At 44.9% G+C, this 17,165-nt stretch carries 12 protein-coding genes; 6 read left to right on the top strand and 6 right to left on the bottom strand.

Annotation, left to right across the window (positions count from 1 at the left end; genetic code table 11):
- The first annotated feature begins 19 nt into the window (after positions 1–19).
- Complete coding sequence (locus tag A8C56_RS08500) at positions 20–865, top strand: alpha/beta hydrolase (protein ID WP_067754497.1); 846 nt, start codon at positions 20–22, stop codon at positions 863–865.
- 201 nt (positions 866–1,066) lie between these two features.
- Positions 1,067–3,658: a type I DNA topoisomerase gene (gene topA, locus A8C56_RS08495; protein ID WP_067754494.1), complete on the top strand. Its 2,592-nt coding sequence runs from the start codon at positions 1,067–1,069 to the stop codon at positions 3,656–3,658.
- An 895-nt stretch (positions 3,659–4,553) separates the two neighbouring features.
- Here the strand turns inward: topA and serA are convergent.
- Positions 4,554–5,792 (bottom strand): phosphoglycerate dehydrogenase, encoded by a 1,239-nt coding sequence (gene serA / locus A8C56_RS08490; RefSeq protein ID WP_067754491.1) that lies wholly within the window; start codon positions 5,790–5,792, stop codon positions 4,554–4,556.
- Positions 5,793–5,897: 105 nt separating this feature from the next.
- Here serA and A8C56_RS08485 point away from each other — a divergent pair, with 105 nt between their 5' ends.
- From A8C56_RS08485 to A8C56_RS08470, 4 genes are all read left to right on the top strand, one after another.
- Complete coding sequence (locus A8C56_RS08485; protein WP_084490119.1) at positions 5,898–7,283, top strand: serine hydrolase domain-containing protein; 1,386 nt, start codon at positions 5,898–5,900, stop codon at positions 7,281–7,283.
- A 98-nt stretch (positions 7,284–7,381) separates the two neighbouring features.
- A complete protein-coding gene (locus tag A8C56_RS08480; RefSeq protein ID WP_067754488.1) occupies positions 7,382–8,974 on the top strand; it encodes a peptide chain release factor 3 in 1,593 nt (530 codons plus the stop codon).
- A 176-nt stretch (positions 8,975–9,150) separates the two neighbouring features.
- Complete coding sequence (locus A8C56_RS08475; RefSeq protein ID WP_067754485.1) at positions 9,151–9,585, top strand: SufE family protein; 435 nt, start codon at positions 9,151–9,153, stop codon at positions 9,583–9,585.
- Between the two features lie 45 nt (positions 9,586–9,630).
- Positions 9,631–10,386: a class I SAM-dependent methyltransferase gene (locus A8C56_RS08470; RefSeq protein ID WP_067754482.1), complete on the top strand. Its 756-nt coding sequence runs from the start codon at positions 9,631–9,633 to the stop codon at positions 10,384–10,386.
- Position 10,387: 1 nt separating this feature from the next.
- On the opposite strand, the gene A8C56_RS08465 is transcribed toward A8C56_RS08470, so the two are convergent.
- The 5 genes from A8C56_RS08465 to A8C56_RS08445 all read right to left on the bottom strand — a co-directional run bounded on the left by A8C56_RS08465 (position 10,388) and on the right by A8C56_RS08445 (position 17,123).
- Positions 10,388–12,907 (bottom strand): phosphocholine-specific phospholipase C, encoded by a 2,520-nt coding sequence (locus tag A8C56_RS08465; protein WP_067754479.1) that lies wholly within the window; start codon positions 12,905–12,907, stop codon positions 10,388–10,390.
- A gap of 169 nt (positions 12,908–13,076) precedes the next feature.
- Positions 13,077–14,042, bottom strand: a complete 966-nt coding sequence (locus A8C56_RS08460) for a YihY/virulence factor BrkB family protein (RefSeq protein WP_067754476.1) — start codon at positions 14,040–14,042, stop codon at positions 13,077–13,079.
- Positions 14,039–15,079 carry an endolytic transglycosylase MltG gene (gene mltG, locus A8C56_RS08455; protein WP_067754473.1) on the bottom strand — a complete coding sequence of 347 codons (1,041 nt, stop codon included), beginning with the start codon at positions 15,077–15,079 and terminating at the stop codon, positions 14,039–14,041. Before mltG ends, A8C56_RS08460 begins: the two co-directional genes overlap by 4 nt.
- Positions 15,080–15,387: 308 nt before the next feature.
- Entirely contained in the window at positions 15,388–16,719 is a 1,332-nt protein-coding gene (tilS, locus tag A8C56_RS08450) for a tRNA lysidine(34) synthetase TilS (RefSeq protein WP_067754470.1), read from the bottom strand.
- Positions 16,720–16,811: 92 nt separating this feature from the next.
- Entirely contained in the window at positions 16,812–17,123 is a 312-nt protein-coding gene (locus A8C56_RS08445) for a tetratricopeptide repeat protein (protein ID WP_067761782.1), read from the bottom strand.
- Positions 17,124–17,165 lie beyond the last annotated feature (42 nt).

Here is a 17,165-nt window from a genome sequence, read left to right as displayed (position 1 = left end):
GATACCTTTGCTTTCAGGCATGAAATTACAACATTTTATAAAGGGGGCATTAAAAGCCCGTCTTCGGGTAACTGCCGTTTTCTCTGAAAGAAGGGCAGGCAACAGGGCCTTTAAAATTTTCTGCACTCCTTTGGGCAAAGGAAGCTACGGAATAACCCCTGTTATGAGCTCTGCAGAGGTCCTCCGGCTGTCGTTCAATAATGTTCCCCTCAGGGGATACAGATGGAACAAAAATGCTTCAAAAAAACTGCTGATCGCACATGGGTTCCGCTCGCATACGCAACGCTTTGAGCACCTGGTGCCGGCTTTGACTGCAAAGGGTTATGAAATTATTGCTTTTGACGCACCGGCGCACGGATTAAGCGGTGGCAAACAGATCAATGCGATCGATTATACAGCGGTGATCCGGCGCATTCAAAAAGAATACGGACCGTTCAGCTCTTATATCGGGCACTCTTTTGGCGGTCTTGCCCTTGCATTAAGCATTGCAGAATTACCGGAAAATAAAAACCTCAGGATGGTGCTTTTTGCGCCTGCTACCAATACAGATGAGCTGGCCAGAACCTTTTTAAAGGAAATGGGGATAAAAAATGAAAAAGTACGCAGTCATTTTTATAAAAATGTACAATTGCTCAGTGGCGGCAAAAACCTGGATTGGTTCTCAGTAAAAAGATGCGTCGGTAATATACAATCCGGTATTTTATGGATTCAGGACAAAACAGACCCAGTCATTGCCGCTGCTGGGGCGGTCGAAATTCAGCAAATGAACTATCCAAACATCGAATTTGTTTTTACAGATGGATTGGGGCATAGCAAAATTTACCGGGATCCTGCTGTACTGGATCAGGTGTTCCGCTTTTTATAATGCGCGTTCAAGGCGTTTTTTTATAAAAGCGCTCTTTCAGCTACTTGAGGGAATAATATATTAATAAGCAGTTCCGGACGGGTAAATAAGCGCTCAGCCAGTTTCCTTTATTTTTACAGATGGGTAAAAATTAAGCCGATTTGAAAAAAAAAATTTAATCTTGCCCAAAAATCAGCTTAAAAGCGCAGTTGAGATAGCACTATGGCGAAGAATTTATTGATAGTAGAAAGCCCTGCAAAAGCAAAGACCATTGAAAAGTTCCTGGGAAAAGATTTCCAGGTAAAAAGCAGCTTCGGGCACATCCGTGATCTTGAAAAAGCGGGAATGGGAATTGATATTGACAATCAGTTTCACCCCCGTTATGTGATTTCAGACGGTAAGGAAAAAGTTGTTCGCGATCTGAAAAACCTGGCTTCCAAAAGCGAGGAAGTATGGCTGGCAACGGATGAGGACCGTGAGGGAGAGGCGATCAGCTGGCATCTTTGTGAAGTGCTTGGCCTGAATCCCAACACCACAAAGCGCATCGTTTTTAATGAAATCACCAAACCGGCCATCCAGCAGGCCGTTCAATCGCCCAGGCATGTAGACATGAACCTGGTGGATGCGCAGCAGGCACGCCGTGTATTGGACCGCATAGTAGGATTTGAGCTCAGCCCGGTCCTGTGGCGGAAGATCAGCGTTAAAAACAACCTGAGCGCAGGCCGCGTACAAAGTGTTGCCGTACGTTTAATAGCCGAGCGGGAACGGGAAATAAATGCTTTTGAGCCGCAGAGCAGCTTTAAAATTTCCGCAATTTTTACCGCCACAGACACTAATGGAAAACAGGTTTCTTTTAAAGCAGAAGGTGGCAGGTATCAAACAGCAGAAGATGCGGAGAAATTTTTACAATCCTGTGTAAACGCTCTCTATACTGTAAGCGACATTCAGGTAAAACCGGGAAAACGCACCCCGGCTCCGCCTTTCACTACGTCAACATTGCAGCAGGAAGCCAGCCGGAAACTGGGGTACAGTGTCAGCCGCACCATGCAGATCGCCCAGCAGCTTTATGAAAACGGGTATATTACTTATATGCGTACAGACAGTGTGAACCTCAGCAATACGGCGCTTAATGACCTTACCAATACCATTAAAAGTATGTATGGCGGAGAATATCATCAGTTCCGGCGTTTTAAGAACAGGAATGAGAGCGCCCAGGAAGCGCACGAAGCGATCCGCCCTACCTACATGAGCAATACGGCTGTTGAACACAACGACTGGAAAAGATTGTATGACCTGATCTGGAAACGGACAATGGCCTGCCAGATGGCAGATGCGCAGCTGGAAAAAACAACAGCAAAGATCCGGATATCCACCAATAAGGAAGAATTGACTGCTAACGGCGAGGTGATCAAATTTGACGGGTTTCTGAAGATCTATAATGAAGGCAGGGATGATGAAGATATCCAGGAAGATGAATTACAGGAAGGCATGTTGCCCCCGCTGGCTGTTGGCCAGGAGCTTCCGTTGGTTGAGATGACAGGCACCGAGCGTTTCACCCGGCCTTCACCCAGGTATACAGAAGCCTCGCTGGTAAAGAAACTGGAGGAACTGGGGATCGGGCGCCCCTCTACCTATGCCCCTACTATTTCCACCATCCTGAAAAGGGGCTACGTGGAAAAGCGGGATAAGGAAGGTATTGAGCGCAAATACCGCACCCTTCTTTTAAAAGAAAACCAGCTTACCCCAAAAGAAGCTGTTGAAATTACCGGTGCAGAAAAATCAAAACTGTTTCCAACCGATCTGGGGCTGGTGGTAACCGACTTCTTAAAGCAGCATTTCGGGGATATTATGGACTATGGCTTTACAGCCAGGATTGAGGGAGAGTTTGATGAAATTGCCAGCGGCAAACTGCAATGGAATAAGCTCATCGATGATTTCTATCATCCTTTTAAAGGCGATGTGGACAATACCATTGAAACCGCAGAGCGCATAAAAGGAGAACGCGAATTAGGAATGGACCCCGAAAGCGGCCGGCCCGTTTTTGCGCGTATGGGCCGCTTTGGGCCGATGATCCAGATCGGCAATGCAGATGATGAGGAAAAGCCCCGCTTTGCTACCTTACGCAAAGGACAGAGCATTGAAACCATTTCTTTTGAGGAAGCAATGGATCTTTTCAAGCTGCCGGTTACCCTGGGTGAACATGAAGGGAAAGAAGTTTCCGTAAATATCGGCCGCTTCGGGCCCTATGTAAAATGGGGCGATGATTTTATTTCGATCCCCAGGGCTGAAGATCCCTTCTCTGTTGACATGGGACGGGCCGTGGAACTGATCAGGGAAAAACAGGCTGCAGACGCTCCTGTTGCCCATTATGAGGGAAAACCTGTAACAAAAGGCAAAGGCCGGTTTGGCCCGTTCATCAAATGGAATGAGCTGTTCATCAATGTGCCCCGCCGGTATGATTTTGATCATTTATCACAAAAGGATATAGAGGAACTGATCAGGGCAAAGATGGAAAAAGAAGCCAACCGTTATATTCAGCAATGGCCCGAAGAAAAGATCGCTCTGGAAAACGGTCGCTGGGGAGCTTTTATCCGCTTTGGAAAAAAGATGGTCAAACTGGGAAGAAAAGAGAACGGTGAAAAATATACCCCGGAAGAAGTGGCGCAGTTACCACTGGAAACCGTAAAAAAAATGATCGAGGCGGAACTGCCCGGGGCTTTTGAAAAGCCTGCTAAAAAAGCCGCTGCAAAAAAGACTGCTGCAAAGAAAACAACGGTTAAGAAGGCAGCCGCAAAAAAGAAAACAGGAAAATAAGAAATTTTAAACCTTGAATATAGAATGTTAGATTCTACATTTTAAAATTGAAGTTGTTTAAACTTACTTTTTAACCACATAGGATAATAGGAATAATACCATTTAGATTCTTTTAAATTGCACCAGGTGAAGGTATGCCATATTGAGTTTTCCATTTGTAAAAACAAAATCATCCGAAAGTTCGGATGGGGCAACGACAATCATTCTTACAGGCCACACTGAAGATGTCATCCCGGACTTGTTCCGGGATCCGTTTTTGTTGCAGGGCCTGTTGAATAATACTATATATAGATGCTGAAATATCCGTCCGACCGGGGTTACCCGGGTGGAAATGCAGCATAACTAAAGCAGGACTGGTTTTCAACGTATCATGTAATCTGTCATCGCTCTTTGAATGTCTAAATAGTATAAAAAACTACTTTGAGAAAAATAAGAAGTAAAAAGCCCGGATACGAATCCCGAAACTTAGTACCTGATGCTGATATTGTTCCTGAAATAGGATCTGCCTGAAAATGCAACGGCATTAAGAATTACCTGTTCTAAAAATATATTGAGTAGAATTGGCAATTTTTAATTCTTTAACCATTTAATACAGAAGTGACATTTGAATCAGACTAAAAAGCTTTCCACAAAAACGCAACCTTGTTTATTGGGCTGCAAGGAATCTTACTTACATGTTATGTCCTGCTGTTCCGAACCTTCGGAACGCAGACTTCCGCCAATAGCGGAAGCGCAGATGGGCAATTATCAGCGCTATTCAGCGATTTCGGCGGGAGCATTCACCGCTTAGGCCCTTTCCTTTGGTGCCCCTAAAAATACGAGCGTGTTGAGAATAAATGCAATAATGGAGATACGAAACCGAAAGTCTAAAGGTCTCAATACTGATAGCTCAATCCTAATACAGCAACCTTGTCTTAATGGTATGCTTTACATCCTTTAAAAGCGCAGCCGCTTTTTTGGAAACCCCTTTTTCCACATCTAAAACAACATACCCGATCTCATCATTGGTTTTCAGATACTGCCCGGTGATGTTAATATTATTCCTGGACAATAAAGTATTGATCTCAGAAAGCACACCGGGCTTATTATAATGTATATGCAGGATGCGGTGCACATTCTCCTGGGAAGGAAGCGCCAAGGCTGGTACGGTATGCGATCCGTTGGTAATGCCCTTTTCGATCAGGTTAAACAGCTTATTGCTTACATCCATGCCAATATTTTCCTGGGCTTCTTCCGTGCTGCCACCTATGTGCGGGGTCAATATTACATTAGGTAAATGCTGCATTGGTGAACTGAACTGATCCCCGTTCTTTTCAGGTTCCCAGGGATACACATCCAAGGCGGCTCCGCCGATGTGCCCGTCTTTTATTGCTTTGCTCAGATCATCGAGGTCTACTACTTCTCCCCTTGCATAGTTGATAAGAATAGCGCCTTTTTTAAAATACCTGAGGTTATTTTTCGTGATCAGGTATTTGGTCTGAGGCGTGTCCGGAACATGCAGTGTAACCACATCGGATTTCTGTAACAGCTCTTTTAACGTCTTGGCATCTTTTGCATTGCCCAAAGGCAGTTTGGTTTCAATATCATAGAACAAAACCTTCATTCCCATTGCCTCTGCCAGCACGCTTACCTGCGATCCTATATTTCCGTAACCGATAATTCCCAGGGTCTTTCCGCGCAACTCATAGCTCCCCTTTGAATCCTTCATCCAGATTCCTTCATGCGCCGCCATATTCTTATCAGGAATCCTTCTGATCAGCATAATGGCATTTGCAATTACCAGCTCGGCCACTGAACGGGTATTGCTGTAGGGAGCATTAAATACCACAACACCTTTATTGGTTGCAGCCGCAAGGTCTACCTGGTTCACACCAATACAAAAACACCCTATTGCCTGCAATTTTTCAGCAGCATCCAACACTTTCTTTGTGATCCGCGTTTTGGAACGGATCCCTAAAATATGTACATTTTTGATTTCTTTAATCAGCTCATCTTCTGTCAATGCCTTGGATAGCTTGTCTACTTTTGTATATCCCTCATCTTTAAAACGCTGAACGGCAGCATCACTGATATTTTCCAAAAGCAGAATCCTTATTTTCTCTTTTGGATAACTGGTTTCTTTTTTATTTGTCATGACAGCAAATATCTAAATAAGTTAACAATTTTGAAAATATTACAGTAATAAGTTTTATCTGAATAATATAACTTTAAATTTGTCACTTCAAAAAACAGGAGCACTTTGAGAATAATAGCAGTTACATTAGTTGGGATATTATTAACGATTGGTTGTAAGTCGAAATCACAGGAGCAAAAGCAGGGCGTTCATCAGAATGCAAAGAACCTTGCTACGTATGAAATTGAGCAATTAAGCGATGCGGAGAAAGCAAAGTACCACCAGGAGCTCAGTTCTTTTTTTGATTCTACTCTGATAAAGCATGGGTTCAACGGAGGCATACTGGTGGCCAAAGGCGGCAACATCCTGTATGAATCCTACCATGGATACAAAGACCCGTATCATAAAACAGATACCATCGACTCCTCTACCGCTTTTCACCTGGCCTCTACCAGCAAGCCCTTTACGGCTATTACCGTTCTAAGATTGGTGCAGGACAATAAGATCGGTTTGCAGGATCCGGTTACAAGATATTTCCCGGGATTTCCTTATACAGATGTAACCATAGAAAATCTTTTATCGCACAGAAGCGGGCTGCCCAACTACCTGTCTGTAATGGAAGACAAAACCAAATGGCCGCCCAAACAAATGATCTCCAATGATGATGTGCTGCATTTCCTGGAGCAATACAAACCGGCGCCAATGTTTAAGACGGGCACCAGGTTTGCTTACTGCAATACCAATTTTGTACTACTGGCGCTGATCGTGGAAAAAATAACCGGTAAGAAGTTTCCCGACTATGTAAAGGAAACCATCTTTGAACCGCTGGGCATGTCACATACATTTATCTACACACCTGCTGACAGCGGAAAAGTGATCATGTCCTACAAACCCTCGGGGGCGCTTTGGGTCAATGATATGTTTGATAACACCTATGGCGATAAGAATGTATACAGCACCCCGGAAGACATGTTTAAGTGGGACAGGGCGCTTTATAACCCCAACTTTATACGGCAATCCTTATTGCTGGATACCGCCTACCAGCCGCACAGCCATGAAAAACCTTCCATACACAATTACGGTTTAGGCTGGCGGATGCTGAATCTTCCCAATGGTAAGAATGTAATTTATCATAACGGCAAATGGCATGGCTTTACCCCTGCCTTTGGCCGGTTGATTGATGAGCAGGCCGTGATCATCATCCTGGGCAATAAAATGAATTCCAATATGTACAATATGGCCCGCAAGGCATATGATTTCTTTGGAGACTATATGCAAAACAAAGTAGGCAGCAGTGAAGAGGAAGGAGAAGCAAGATCCGCAATGGCAATGCCCATGCCCGTATCAAAACTAAAACCGGCAAGATCCAAAACCCATACAAGCTCCAAAGCAGCGCCGGCGTCTAAAGCCTCCCGCACCCGCAAACCTGTAAGGGCTGCTGAGCAAAAGAAAGCAACCGTTATTAAAAAAGCACATACTACCAAAAAAACAAAAACAACAAAGAAAAAATAAGAACCGTCGGGTTTATTCAAAAACGGACCGGTTTGGGATCAGATAATTTTCCGGCAAACAATGCCTGCTAATTTTTTCATTAGTATCTTCGCGCCCTTATGAAATATCATGATGAAATTATGCACAGGCGCACCTTTGCCATCATCAGTCACCCGGATGCGGGCAAAACCACACTGACGGAGAAGTTCCTTTTATTTGGAGGAGCCATACAGGTGGCAGGCGCTGTGAAAAGTAATAAAATAAAAAAATCCGCTACTTCTGACTTTATGGAAATTGAGCGGCAGCGTGGTATCTCCGTTGCTACTTCCGTAATGAGCTTTGAATACAAAGGCATCCAGATCAACCTGCTGGATACTCCCGGCCACAAGGATTTTTCGGAAGACACGTTCCGGACCTTGACGGCTGTGGACAGCGTGATCCTTGTTGTGGACAGTGTGAACGGGGTGGAAGAACAAACGCGCCGGTTAATGGAAGTTACACGCATGAGAGACACTCCTGTGATCGTTTTTATCAATAAAATGGATCGTGACGGCAAGAACCGATTTGATCTTCTGGAAGAGATTGAAAAGGAACTGAGCATTGCGCTGCACCCCATGACCTGGCCCATCAACAGCGGAAAGGATTTTAAAGGGGTGTATAATCTTTATGATCAAAACATCCGGTTGTTTACAGCCAATACCAAGGCGGAGGAGGAAGATACTTTAAATATCACCGATATCAACGACCCTGTCCTGGATCAAAAGATCGGCGCAGCAGATGCTGCTGTTTTAAGGGAAGATGTGGAGCTGGTTGACGGGGTGAACGGCGCATTGAATGTGGCAGATTACCTGGCAGCAAAAGTATCGCCGGTATTCTTTGGCAGTGCCATTAATAATTTTGGCGTAAAAGAAATGCTGGATACATTTATCCGTATTGCGCCCCCGCCAAAAAGCCGCGAAACAACAAAAAGAACCGTAGATGCAGAAGAAGATAAGCTGAGTGGGTTCATTTTTAAAATACATGCGAACCTGGATCCCAAGCACCGCGACCGGATCGCGTTTTTCCGGGTTTGTTCCGGAAAATTTGAGCGCAACAAATATTATCATCATGTACGGCTGGATAAAGAGCTGCGTTTCAGCAATCCCTATTCTTTTATGGCGCGCGATAAAAGCATCATACAGGATGCCTATGCAGGTGATGTGGTGGGCCTGTTTGATACAGGGAATTTTAAGATCGGGGACACTTTAACAGAAGGCGAGGATTTTTACTTTACCGGCATCCCCTCTTTTTCCCCGGAGCTGTTTAAGGAAGTGGTCAATAAAGACCCTATGAAAACAAAACAACTGGAAAAAGGATTATTACAATTAACGGATGAAGGAGTAGCCCAGTTGTTTACCCAGTTTGGAGGAACAAAAAAAATCGTCGGATGTGTAGGGGAATTACAGTTTGAGGTGATCCAGTATCGCCTGCTGCATGAGTATGGCGCTTCTGTTGAGTTCCGGGCACTTCCGTTTTATAAAGCCTGCTGGTTAACCAGCAGGGACGCCAAAAAGCTGGATGAGTTCAGCAAATTCAAATTGGCCAATACCGGGGAAGACAAAGACGGAAACCTGGTTTACCTGGCGCAAAGCGAATGGTTTTTAAATACAGAAATAACCAATAATCCTGATATTGAATTTCATTTCAGCAGCGAGATCCATAAACAGGATTAATAGGCACATTTTATACAGAAAATAGTAACCCGGGCGATGTTAAAAATTACAATACTATCGTAATCATTTAGTTACAAATACCACCTCCTTATAATTTCCATTTTGTGCATCAGGCAATAAATGCGGGATTTTTACGTTATTATATCAGCATTATTGTCTACCAAACTACATAGAAAATGGATATCAATAAAATACAGGACGCCATCATCAGCGAATTTGACCATTTTACCGACTACCTGAACCGGTTCTCTTATTTCAGACATTTACGAAAAATAACTACGTCTGATAATGATTTAGACACAGCAGAAAAAAAGGAAGAAAACCTTGTGGCAGGTTGCAGTAAAAAGGTATGGATTACCGCCACCACCCAGGATGGAAAGATCTATTTTAAGGCTGATAGTGAAAATAACATTACCAGGGGGTTGGTCAACCTGCTGGTAAAGGTTTATTCAGGCAATACGGCTGCAGCCATCACGAATGCGGATCTTTATTTTCTGCATGAAATCCGGCTTTTTAATTACCTCTCCCCTTCCCGCCTGCAGGATTTTTTATCCATCTCAAAACGCATCAAATCACTGGCCATTGCACAGCATCTGAAAACTATTAAGTAAGCGCTCTTTGCAAAGGTTGTAACTTTGGAGCACATAGCCTTTTTTATGTCTGACAGTACAACCCGTTTCAGCAATCGCGTAGCAGATTACGTAAAATACCGGCCGCATTATCCCGAAGCGGTGGTCACTTTTCTTGAAAACGATTTTCAGTTGCACAAAGGAATGACCATTGCCGATATCGGCTCCGGAACCGGCATTTCATCCGAACTGTTCCTTAAAAAAGGCTATACTGTTTTAGGAATAGAACCTAACACGAAAATGCGTGAAAAAAGCAGGGAGCAACTGGAAGGCTATAACCACTTTACAGCAGTTAACGGAACAGCAGAAGCAACTACCCTTTCTGATTCAAGTGTCGACGCCATTTTTGCCGGGCAGGCCTTCCACTGGTTCAACAGGGAACTTGCGAGGCCCGAATTTGAACGGGTCCTGAAACCGGAGGGCATAGCCGCGTTAATATGGAATGAACGGCTTACAGGGTCTCCCTTTGAGAAAGAGTATGAGCAATTGATCCGGCAACACGGTAATCAATATAAAAAAGTAGCCCACCGGAACATTGATGAAGCAGCCATTGAACAATTTTTTACTCCGCATAAGGTCACATTAAAAGCGTTCCCCAATCAACAGGTATTGGATTACACCGGCCTGGAAGGCAGGCTGCTTTCCTCTTCCTATATGCCTGCCCGGCAGGATGCCGGTTATATAAATATGGTTACTGATCTGAAAGACCTGTTCAACAGGTACCAGATCAATAACCATATTACCATACATTATACCACTAAAGTATATGTAGCGGTTCTGTAGCTTATACCACACGGCCCATAAAAGGATCCGTAATGCTGTCGGTGCCCTTTTCCACGCGGCCTGCATAGCGCTTTTCAAAAGCATTGCTGCCGGTTATCTTAACAGAAAAATCATACCATCCGCCGCTTTTATCCAGGTTCAGCACTACATTCTGGGCGCCGCTTACCTGCTTCCGGAGGGTAGCATTTTTATAGGCATTATCAGCAATCTCAATACTAACAGGCGCGCTGCTGTTCAGTTTTAATAACAGGTTCCCGGTGGGTTTACCCTTATTGTCCGTTTCATAAGCGCAACCCAGCTCAAAGTCCGGGTCATCAGCAGTACCTTTAAATTCGCGGTAAAAGCCGTTAGGGCCATGGATCCTTAAATGATAGCTGTTATTGTCAAATGACCGTACGGGCCATTCATACTGCAGCGCATCGCCGGCCTTTACGGCAAAAGACCAGTTGCGGCAAACCTCTGCGGCATCCCCTTCTTTATAGTTTACAGGAGCATACGCCGTAAAAGGCGATCCCTGTGCTTTTTTTCCAAAGAACTGGTTACCCGCCTTCAATACCACTTCAAAATGCTTTTTGTCTTTTGACAATTTCCCGTCTGCATACAGCTCATACGGCAGCGAGAGTGAAGGCCTTGTGCCTTTTTCCTGCTGCGGCATAAAGGCAAGTGCTGCCGGGTTTTCAATCACTTTTTGCAAATCACCCGCTGAAAGCTGGTTGAAGTTGCCCGGTTCCTGTTTAAACTGCGCGTTGAAGATCGTTTCCACAAAAGCGTCTCTTTTCAGAAAAGGAACGCGTTCTACAGGTTTGCCGTCAAACGGGCTAAAGGCTGCAGTAAGATCCCCGCAGATGGTACGGCGCCAGGCGCTGATATTGTCAAAGTGAATATTCTTTTTGTACTTCTGGTTCACAAAGGTTTCTAAGAACTGCAATGTGGAAGTATGATCAAAAAGCTGGGAGCAAACTTTCCCTCCCCGGCTCCAGGGAGAGGCGATGATCATGGGTACCCGGAAGCCCAGGCCTACCGGTGCCTCACGGGCTTGTTTTTTAGCAATGCCCTGCTTCAGCTCATACTCCAGGCGCACATGTTCTATTTCTGTATCAATACCTGCGCTGCATTTACCGGTACCGGGCTTGTTATTATCACAAATGGAAAACGGGGGCACGTGATCATAATACCCGTCATTTTCATCATAGGTAACAATAAAAATGGTCTTTTTCCATACCTCGGGGTTTTTGGTAAGAATGTCCAGTATTTCAGAAACGTACCAGGCGCCATACCAGGGTGCGCTGGGGTGATCAGAAAAATTCTGAGGACCGGCAAACCAGGAAACAGTAGGCAGCTTGCCTGCATCCACATCTTTGCGGAACTGGTAAAAAACATCTCCCGCGGGTACGGTTACCACACGCTCCTTTCCGCCATCCGTGTATTTCAGTTGTGAAAGGCTGCGGTAATTCTTATCGCCTTTATTGTTTACAAATGCATTATAGAACAGCTGTTTTTGCTCATCCGTAAGTTTATTAAAATTCTCCGCGCTCCATTGTTTTAACTCTGCTGTGGCATTGTCCAGCGCCTGCTGTTTCTTTATCAGGGCATTTTTTATCCGTTGGGCTGCTTCATCGCTGGAGGGGCTTTCTTCCTGCAGTTTATTAATCTCTCCCGGCAGCCGTTCTACCTGTTTTTTTAAATTTTCAATATAATAGGGCGTAAATTTTACGTTATACGCCTTAAAGAATTCTAAAAGATTGCATCCAAAGTTGGCCAGCCAGGAACGCTCTTCTCCCTTGAAGCCACCGCCACAGGATATTTCATTCTGATAGAATTTCCAGGAAATATTATTTTCTGAAAGCAGTTCAGGAAAAGTTTTCCAGGTCATTTTTGCATGGGCAAAATTATCATTGCGGATGTTATCACGCGGGTAGCCATCGTCATGATCGCGGATGTTCCCCGTCCAGAAAAAAGAACGGTTAGGGGTAGTGCTGGTCATGGCCGAGCAGAAATTCTGGTCACAAATCGTAAAGGCATCTGCCATCCCGTAATTGAACGGCAGGTCTTCCCTTGTATAAAAGCCCATGGTCAGCGGCATTTGCGCATACTTAGCGTTGCCGGATTTTTTTGATTGCAGCCATTTATCATATTTCCCGCTATTAAATGCGTCTACCTGGCTGGGGCGGGAATGCGGCAGTGAGCCCATCCAGGTAACCTTGGATTCTTTTATATTCAAACGAAAGGGGCCATAGGTCTCGTTCTTATCATTGGTCTGGAACCATACGGGCTTCTGATCCGGCAGGGTAATAACCCTTGGATCATTTAAGCCGCGTACGCCCTGCAGGCTTCCAAAACAGTGGTCAAAGGAGCGGTTCTCCTGCATCAGAATCACAATATGCTCTGCGTCCAGGAACGTGCTTCCCGGTGCAGGGTCAATAGCAAGCGCTTTTAAAATAGAATCCGGCACCGCCGCGCGAAAACCCGCGGCACCGGACAGGATCATTGATTTTCTAAGGAATTCCCTTCTGGTATCCATCAGTTACATTTTTTTTAATGAAGCAATATCGTTTACAACTGCGTTATAAAAATACTTTAACTTTTTAAGGGAGGCACATTAAAATATCGTTAACCGGCAGCATTCCTGTTTTGACGGTAAAAGACGCGCTACGTTTAATAACCAGGAAAAAATAATACGACTTTACAGGTCAGATAAGCACATCTTCCATCAACAGGTTGTGCTGCCCGGCTTCTCGCTTCAGGATAATATCGCGGATGCTTACATTGATTTCAAATCCTGCCAGCAGGATCAGGGAGTTTATAAATATATATATCAGTACAATCAGCACAGTTCCTAATGATCCGTACAACTTGTTAAAGTTGCCAAAGCTGCTTACCCACCAGGAGAAACCCGCCGCCAGTACCATCATAAAGAAAGTGGCAATAACAGAGCCGGGAGTGATCCAGGGCCACTTCTTATTAACAGAAGGCACTGCCCGGTAGATATACGACACAATGGTGAGAAACAGTAATATGATCAGCACCCAGCGGGTATACCCGATCAGGCTCTTCAGCCATTCTTCTTTAATACCGATCCATTCCAGCACTTTGCCCTGTGCGGCAAGCAATGCAATGCATATTACAAAAAGGAAATCCAAAACCAATGTTACTTTTAACGCATTGCCCCTTTTCTGCAAGCCTTTGCGCTTCACAAATCCCGGAAAATCCTTATCAAAAGTGCGCATAAGCCCCATAATGGCATTGGATGAGAAGAACAGTGATAACAGCACACCAAACGACAACAGGTCTGTGCGCCGGTGTTCGATCACGCTGTCTATGAACTTCAGGATCGGCCCGTAGTTCCTCCTTTCCGGAATAATGCTGGTGATCAGGTTGCTGATCTCATCTTTTACACTTTGGTCAATGTGGAACAGCGGAAGCAATGAAAACAAAAAGATCATCGTGGGCGGAATGGCCATAAAAAAATTATAGGAAATAGCCGAGGCCCGCTCAATAATATTATCGTCTTTTAATTGCTCAACAAATTTTCTGAACATATCAAAAGGCGACACCTTTTCAAAACCCGGTAAGGATACGGTTTTGCTTTTATGGACCGTCCAGCTCACCGGCCGGGAGCGGGCCACTTTGTTTTTTATGGTGCTTAACCAGCTCATTTCAGCGCATTCAGACTGTCTCGTATCTTTATTTGTGCATCTAACGCATCCTGGTACATCTTTGCATACTTCTTATGCGTGGCATAGTCTGAAGAAAATACACTGGTACCATCAAAATTACTGTTCGCTACAAAGTAAATATAATCCGTTTGGGGTGCGTCCAGAACCGCATCAACCGTTGCCAGTTGCGGCGTGCAGATGGGGCCCGGCGGCAGCCCTTTGTTCCGGTAGGTGTTATAAGGTGAAATAATATTCAGATGCTGTAGTAAAATACGCTTCAGCCCAAAATCTTTCAATGCGAACTTGATGGTCGGGTCCGCCTGCAGGGGCATTCCTTTTTCCAGGCGGTTCATATATACACTTGCAATCTTTGACTTATCGGCCGTAATATTGGTCTCCTCATCAATAATGGAAGCAATGGTGATGACCTGCAGAGGGGTTAACCTTTTGTCTGCAGCTTTTTTCAGGCGGTCTTCATTCCAGAATCTTTTATAGGCTTCGTAAAATTTATCAAAAAGATCCTCCGGGGCTGTGTTCCACTTTATTGCGTAATTCAGCGGCAACACCGCGGCCATTACCGTATTGCTATCCAGGCCATAAGAACGCAAAGAATCATTATTGCTTAAAAACTGTATAGCGCGGAGGGAGTCATATTCAAAGGCCCTGCCCATTCTGCCCGCCAGCATTTCCTTGGTACGGATCTTTGTTACCACAAAATCCACCGGGATTTGCGTGCCATTTTTCAGGCGGCGCACCAGGTTTATAATACTGGTGCCCCGGGGCACCCTGTATTTCCCGGGCTTTATCTCCTTAAAGCCAATTGCCCGGGACGCAAGATCAAACCAGGTAAGGCCTGAAAGGAATTTTTCGCTGACCAGCTGTTTCCTCAGCGCGTTCATGGTTGTTCCTGTTCTTATATATAAAAAACCTTTTTCCGTTTTGTGAGTCACCGGGCCCAAAAACTGGTATACGGTGAACAATACCGCTGCTAACAGCACAATTCCAATATATAGACCGGTCTTTTTCTTCTTTGCCATTATTTAGCTCTCATTTCTTAAACTGTGAAGATAGCAGAAAACAGGTATATCATCGCTCCTGTTCCCTTCAATATGAACCACAATAAACAGGATTTAAGCCTGCCTGCGATAAGCAGTTCTTTAAAATGACAAAAACATTGTCAGGCTGATTGTCACAGGAGCCTGTCGAACTGTTGACGAAGCCCCGAGCGATGGATATTAATGCCCTTCGTCAGGACGACATTGCCTTTCATTTATTTAAGCCATTTGTCTTGAACAGGCAGAGGCTGTCCCCGCCACTTTTTCAACGGGGAATAGCCTGCTGATCGTCAGCTTTTTAAAAATCTTAACTCAATAATCTGCTTTGTCCTTTCCGTAACCTTAAACCGGTTGTCCATCCGCTGCCCTGCCACCCAAATAATCTTCCGGTCCGTTTCCACCACCCAAACCGCTTCTTTTTGAATCAGCGATAATTTCTTATCGATCAGGAAGCGGGAAATCTTTTTCTTTTTTGTCATGCCCAGCGGGTAGAAATAATCACCTGTTTTCCAGGGACGCAGTATCAGCGGAAACCGGATCTCCGCCGCATCCAGCCAGGCTGTTCCCGGATCTGTGGGAATACGATGGTCTTCCAGTTGCAGTTGCTTTACAGCCAGCACACCTTCTTTAAAAGGAAACCGGCCCGGCTGCTCAATCAGCACCCGCGCGTTTTCCACGGCCTGCAGGGGCGCAAGGATCAGGTGCCTGCGGTCACGGATCACCCGGTGGGTGGCAGAAACGATATAATGTCCCGATCCGGATTCCGTAAGGCGCATAATTTCCGGCACCTGGGCAGCACTGAAGCCATATTCTTTAATGAGCTCAAACAATACCGTGGAAGGAGCTGCTGATTTCAGCAGCAGCAACACAGGTAGATGTATTTCCGCGCCTTTCACAAGAAGCAGCTTCTTTTTATACTGTTCAACAGATCGTTGGTACAAGCGGGTGGCTTCTTTAAAACGGTCGATATTCGCTATTAAGTTCTGTTCCACTTCCGGGTAAACACGCGCTATTTGCGGTAACAATTCATTCCGTATAAAATTACGGGTATAATCGTTTTTCAGATTGCTTTCATCCTGTACAAAACTTAGCCCTTCCTGCTCCAGGAAGGCTTCCAGTTCCGTTCTTTTCGCAAACAACAGCGGGCGTACAATAACGCCGTTCTGTTCTTTTATTCCCGTTAACCCGTTCATTCCCGTACCGCGAAAAAAATTCATCAGCAGGGTTTCAATCGTATCATTGGCATGATGGGCGGTCAGTATATAATCGAACCCGTTCCTGCTCCGCAGCTCCTCAAACCATTCATAACGTAATACCCGGGCGGCTTCCTGTACAGACAGCCTGTTTTCAGCAGCAAATGACCCGGTGTTAAACCGGATGCTGTAGAATGGTACCGCCCATTTTCCCGCCCATGCTTTTACAAATGCTTCATCCGCATCACTGGCCGTGCCCCTCAGCTGAAAATTGCAATGCGCAATTCCAAAATCGAACCCGGCCTTTTTGCACAACCCCGTCAGTGCCATAGAGTCTACACCGCCGCTCACTGCCAGCAATAAGCGATCTTTCTTTGTAAAAAGATAGTGCTTGTGAATATTTTCTATAAACCGGTTTAACAACTCCATTTACTGATTTTGATACTGTGGGAACAGGGACTTCTGCTCAAAAAATATTGCTCAACAATACTGCCACTCTTTCAAAGGAAAGAACAGGCGCTCTAAAATTCCAGGTACTCACAGGCTGCTCTCAACTCGTTATAAGCATGTGTATCTCCCATCCGTTTGGCGGCTTCCATGCCCTTTTTATAAATGCGGACCGCTTCCCCCTCATCACCCTTCCGCTCCAGCAGTTTTCCCAAATGATAGTAGCTTCCCACATAATCAGGATTTGTGGATAAAATTTTCCGGAATACTTTTTCTGCTTTCTCCTCCTCCCCTGCTTTTATATATTCCAGTGCCAGCGCATGGTTCATAAAAGCATCCTCCGGCTGCTCTTTTAATAATTCCTCTAATCTGATGATCCGGTTCATGCTGATCAATTTTTTAAATTCGTTTTTTTTATTACCTTACGC

The organism is Niabella ginsenosidivorans, assembly GCF_001654455.1.
Classification (GTDB): domain Bacteria; phylum Bacteroidota; class Bacteroidia; order Chitinophagales; family Chitinophagaceae; genus Niabella; species Niabella ginsenosidivorans.
Note: the sequence above shows the minus strand (reverse complement) of the source record. Positions and strands in the feature narration are given on the sequence as shown.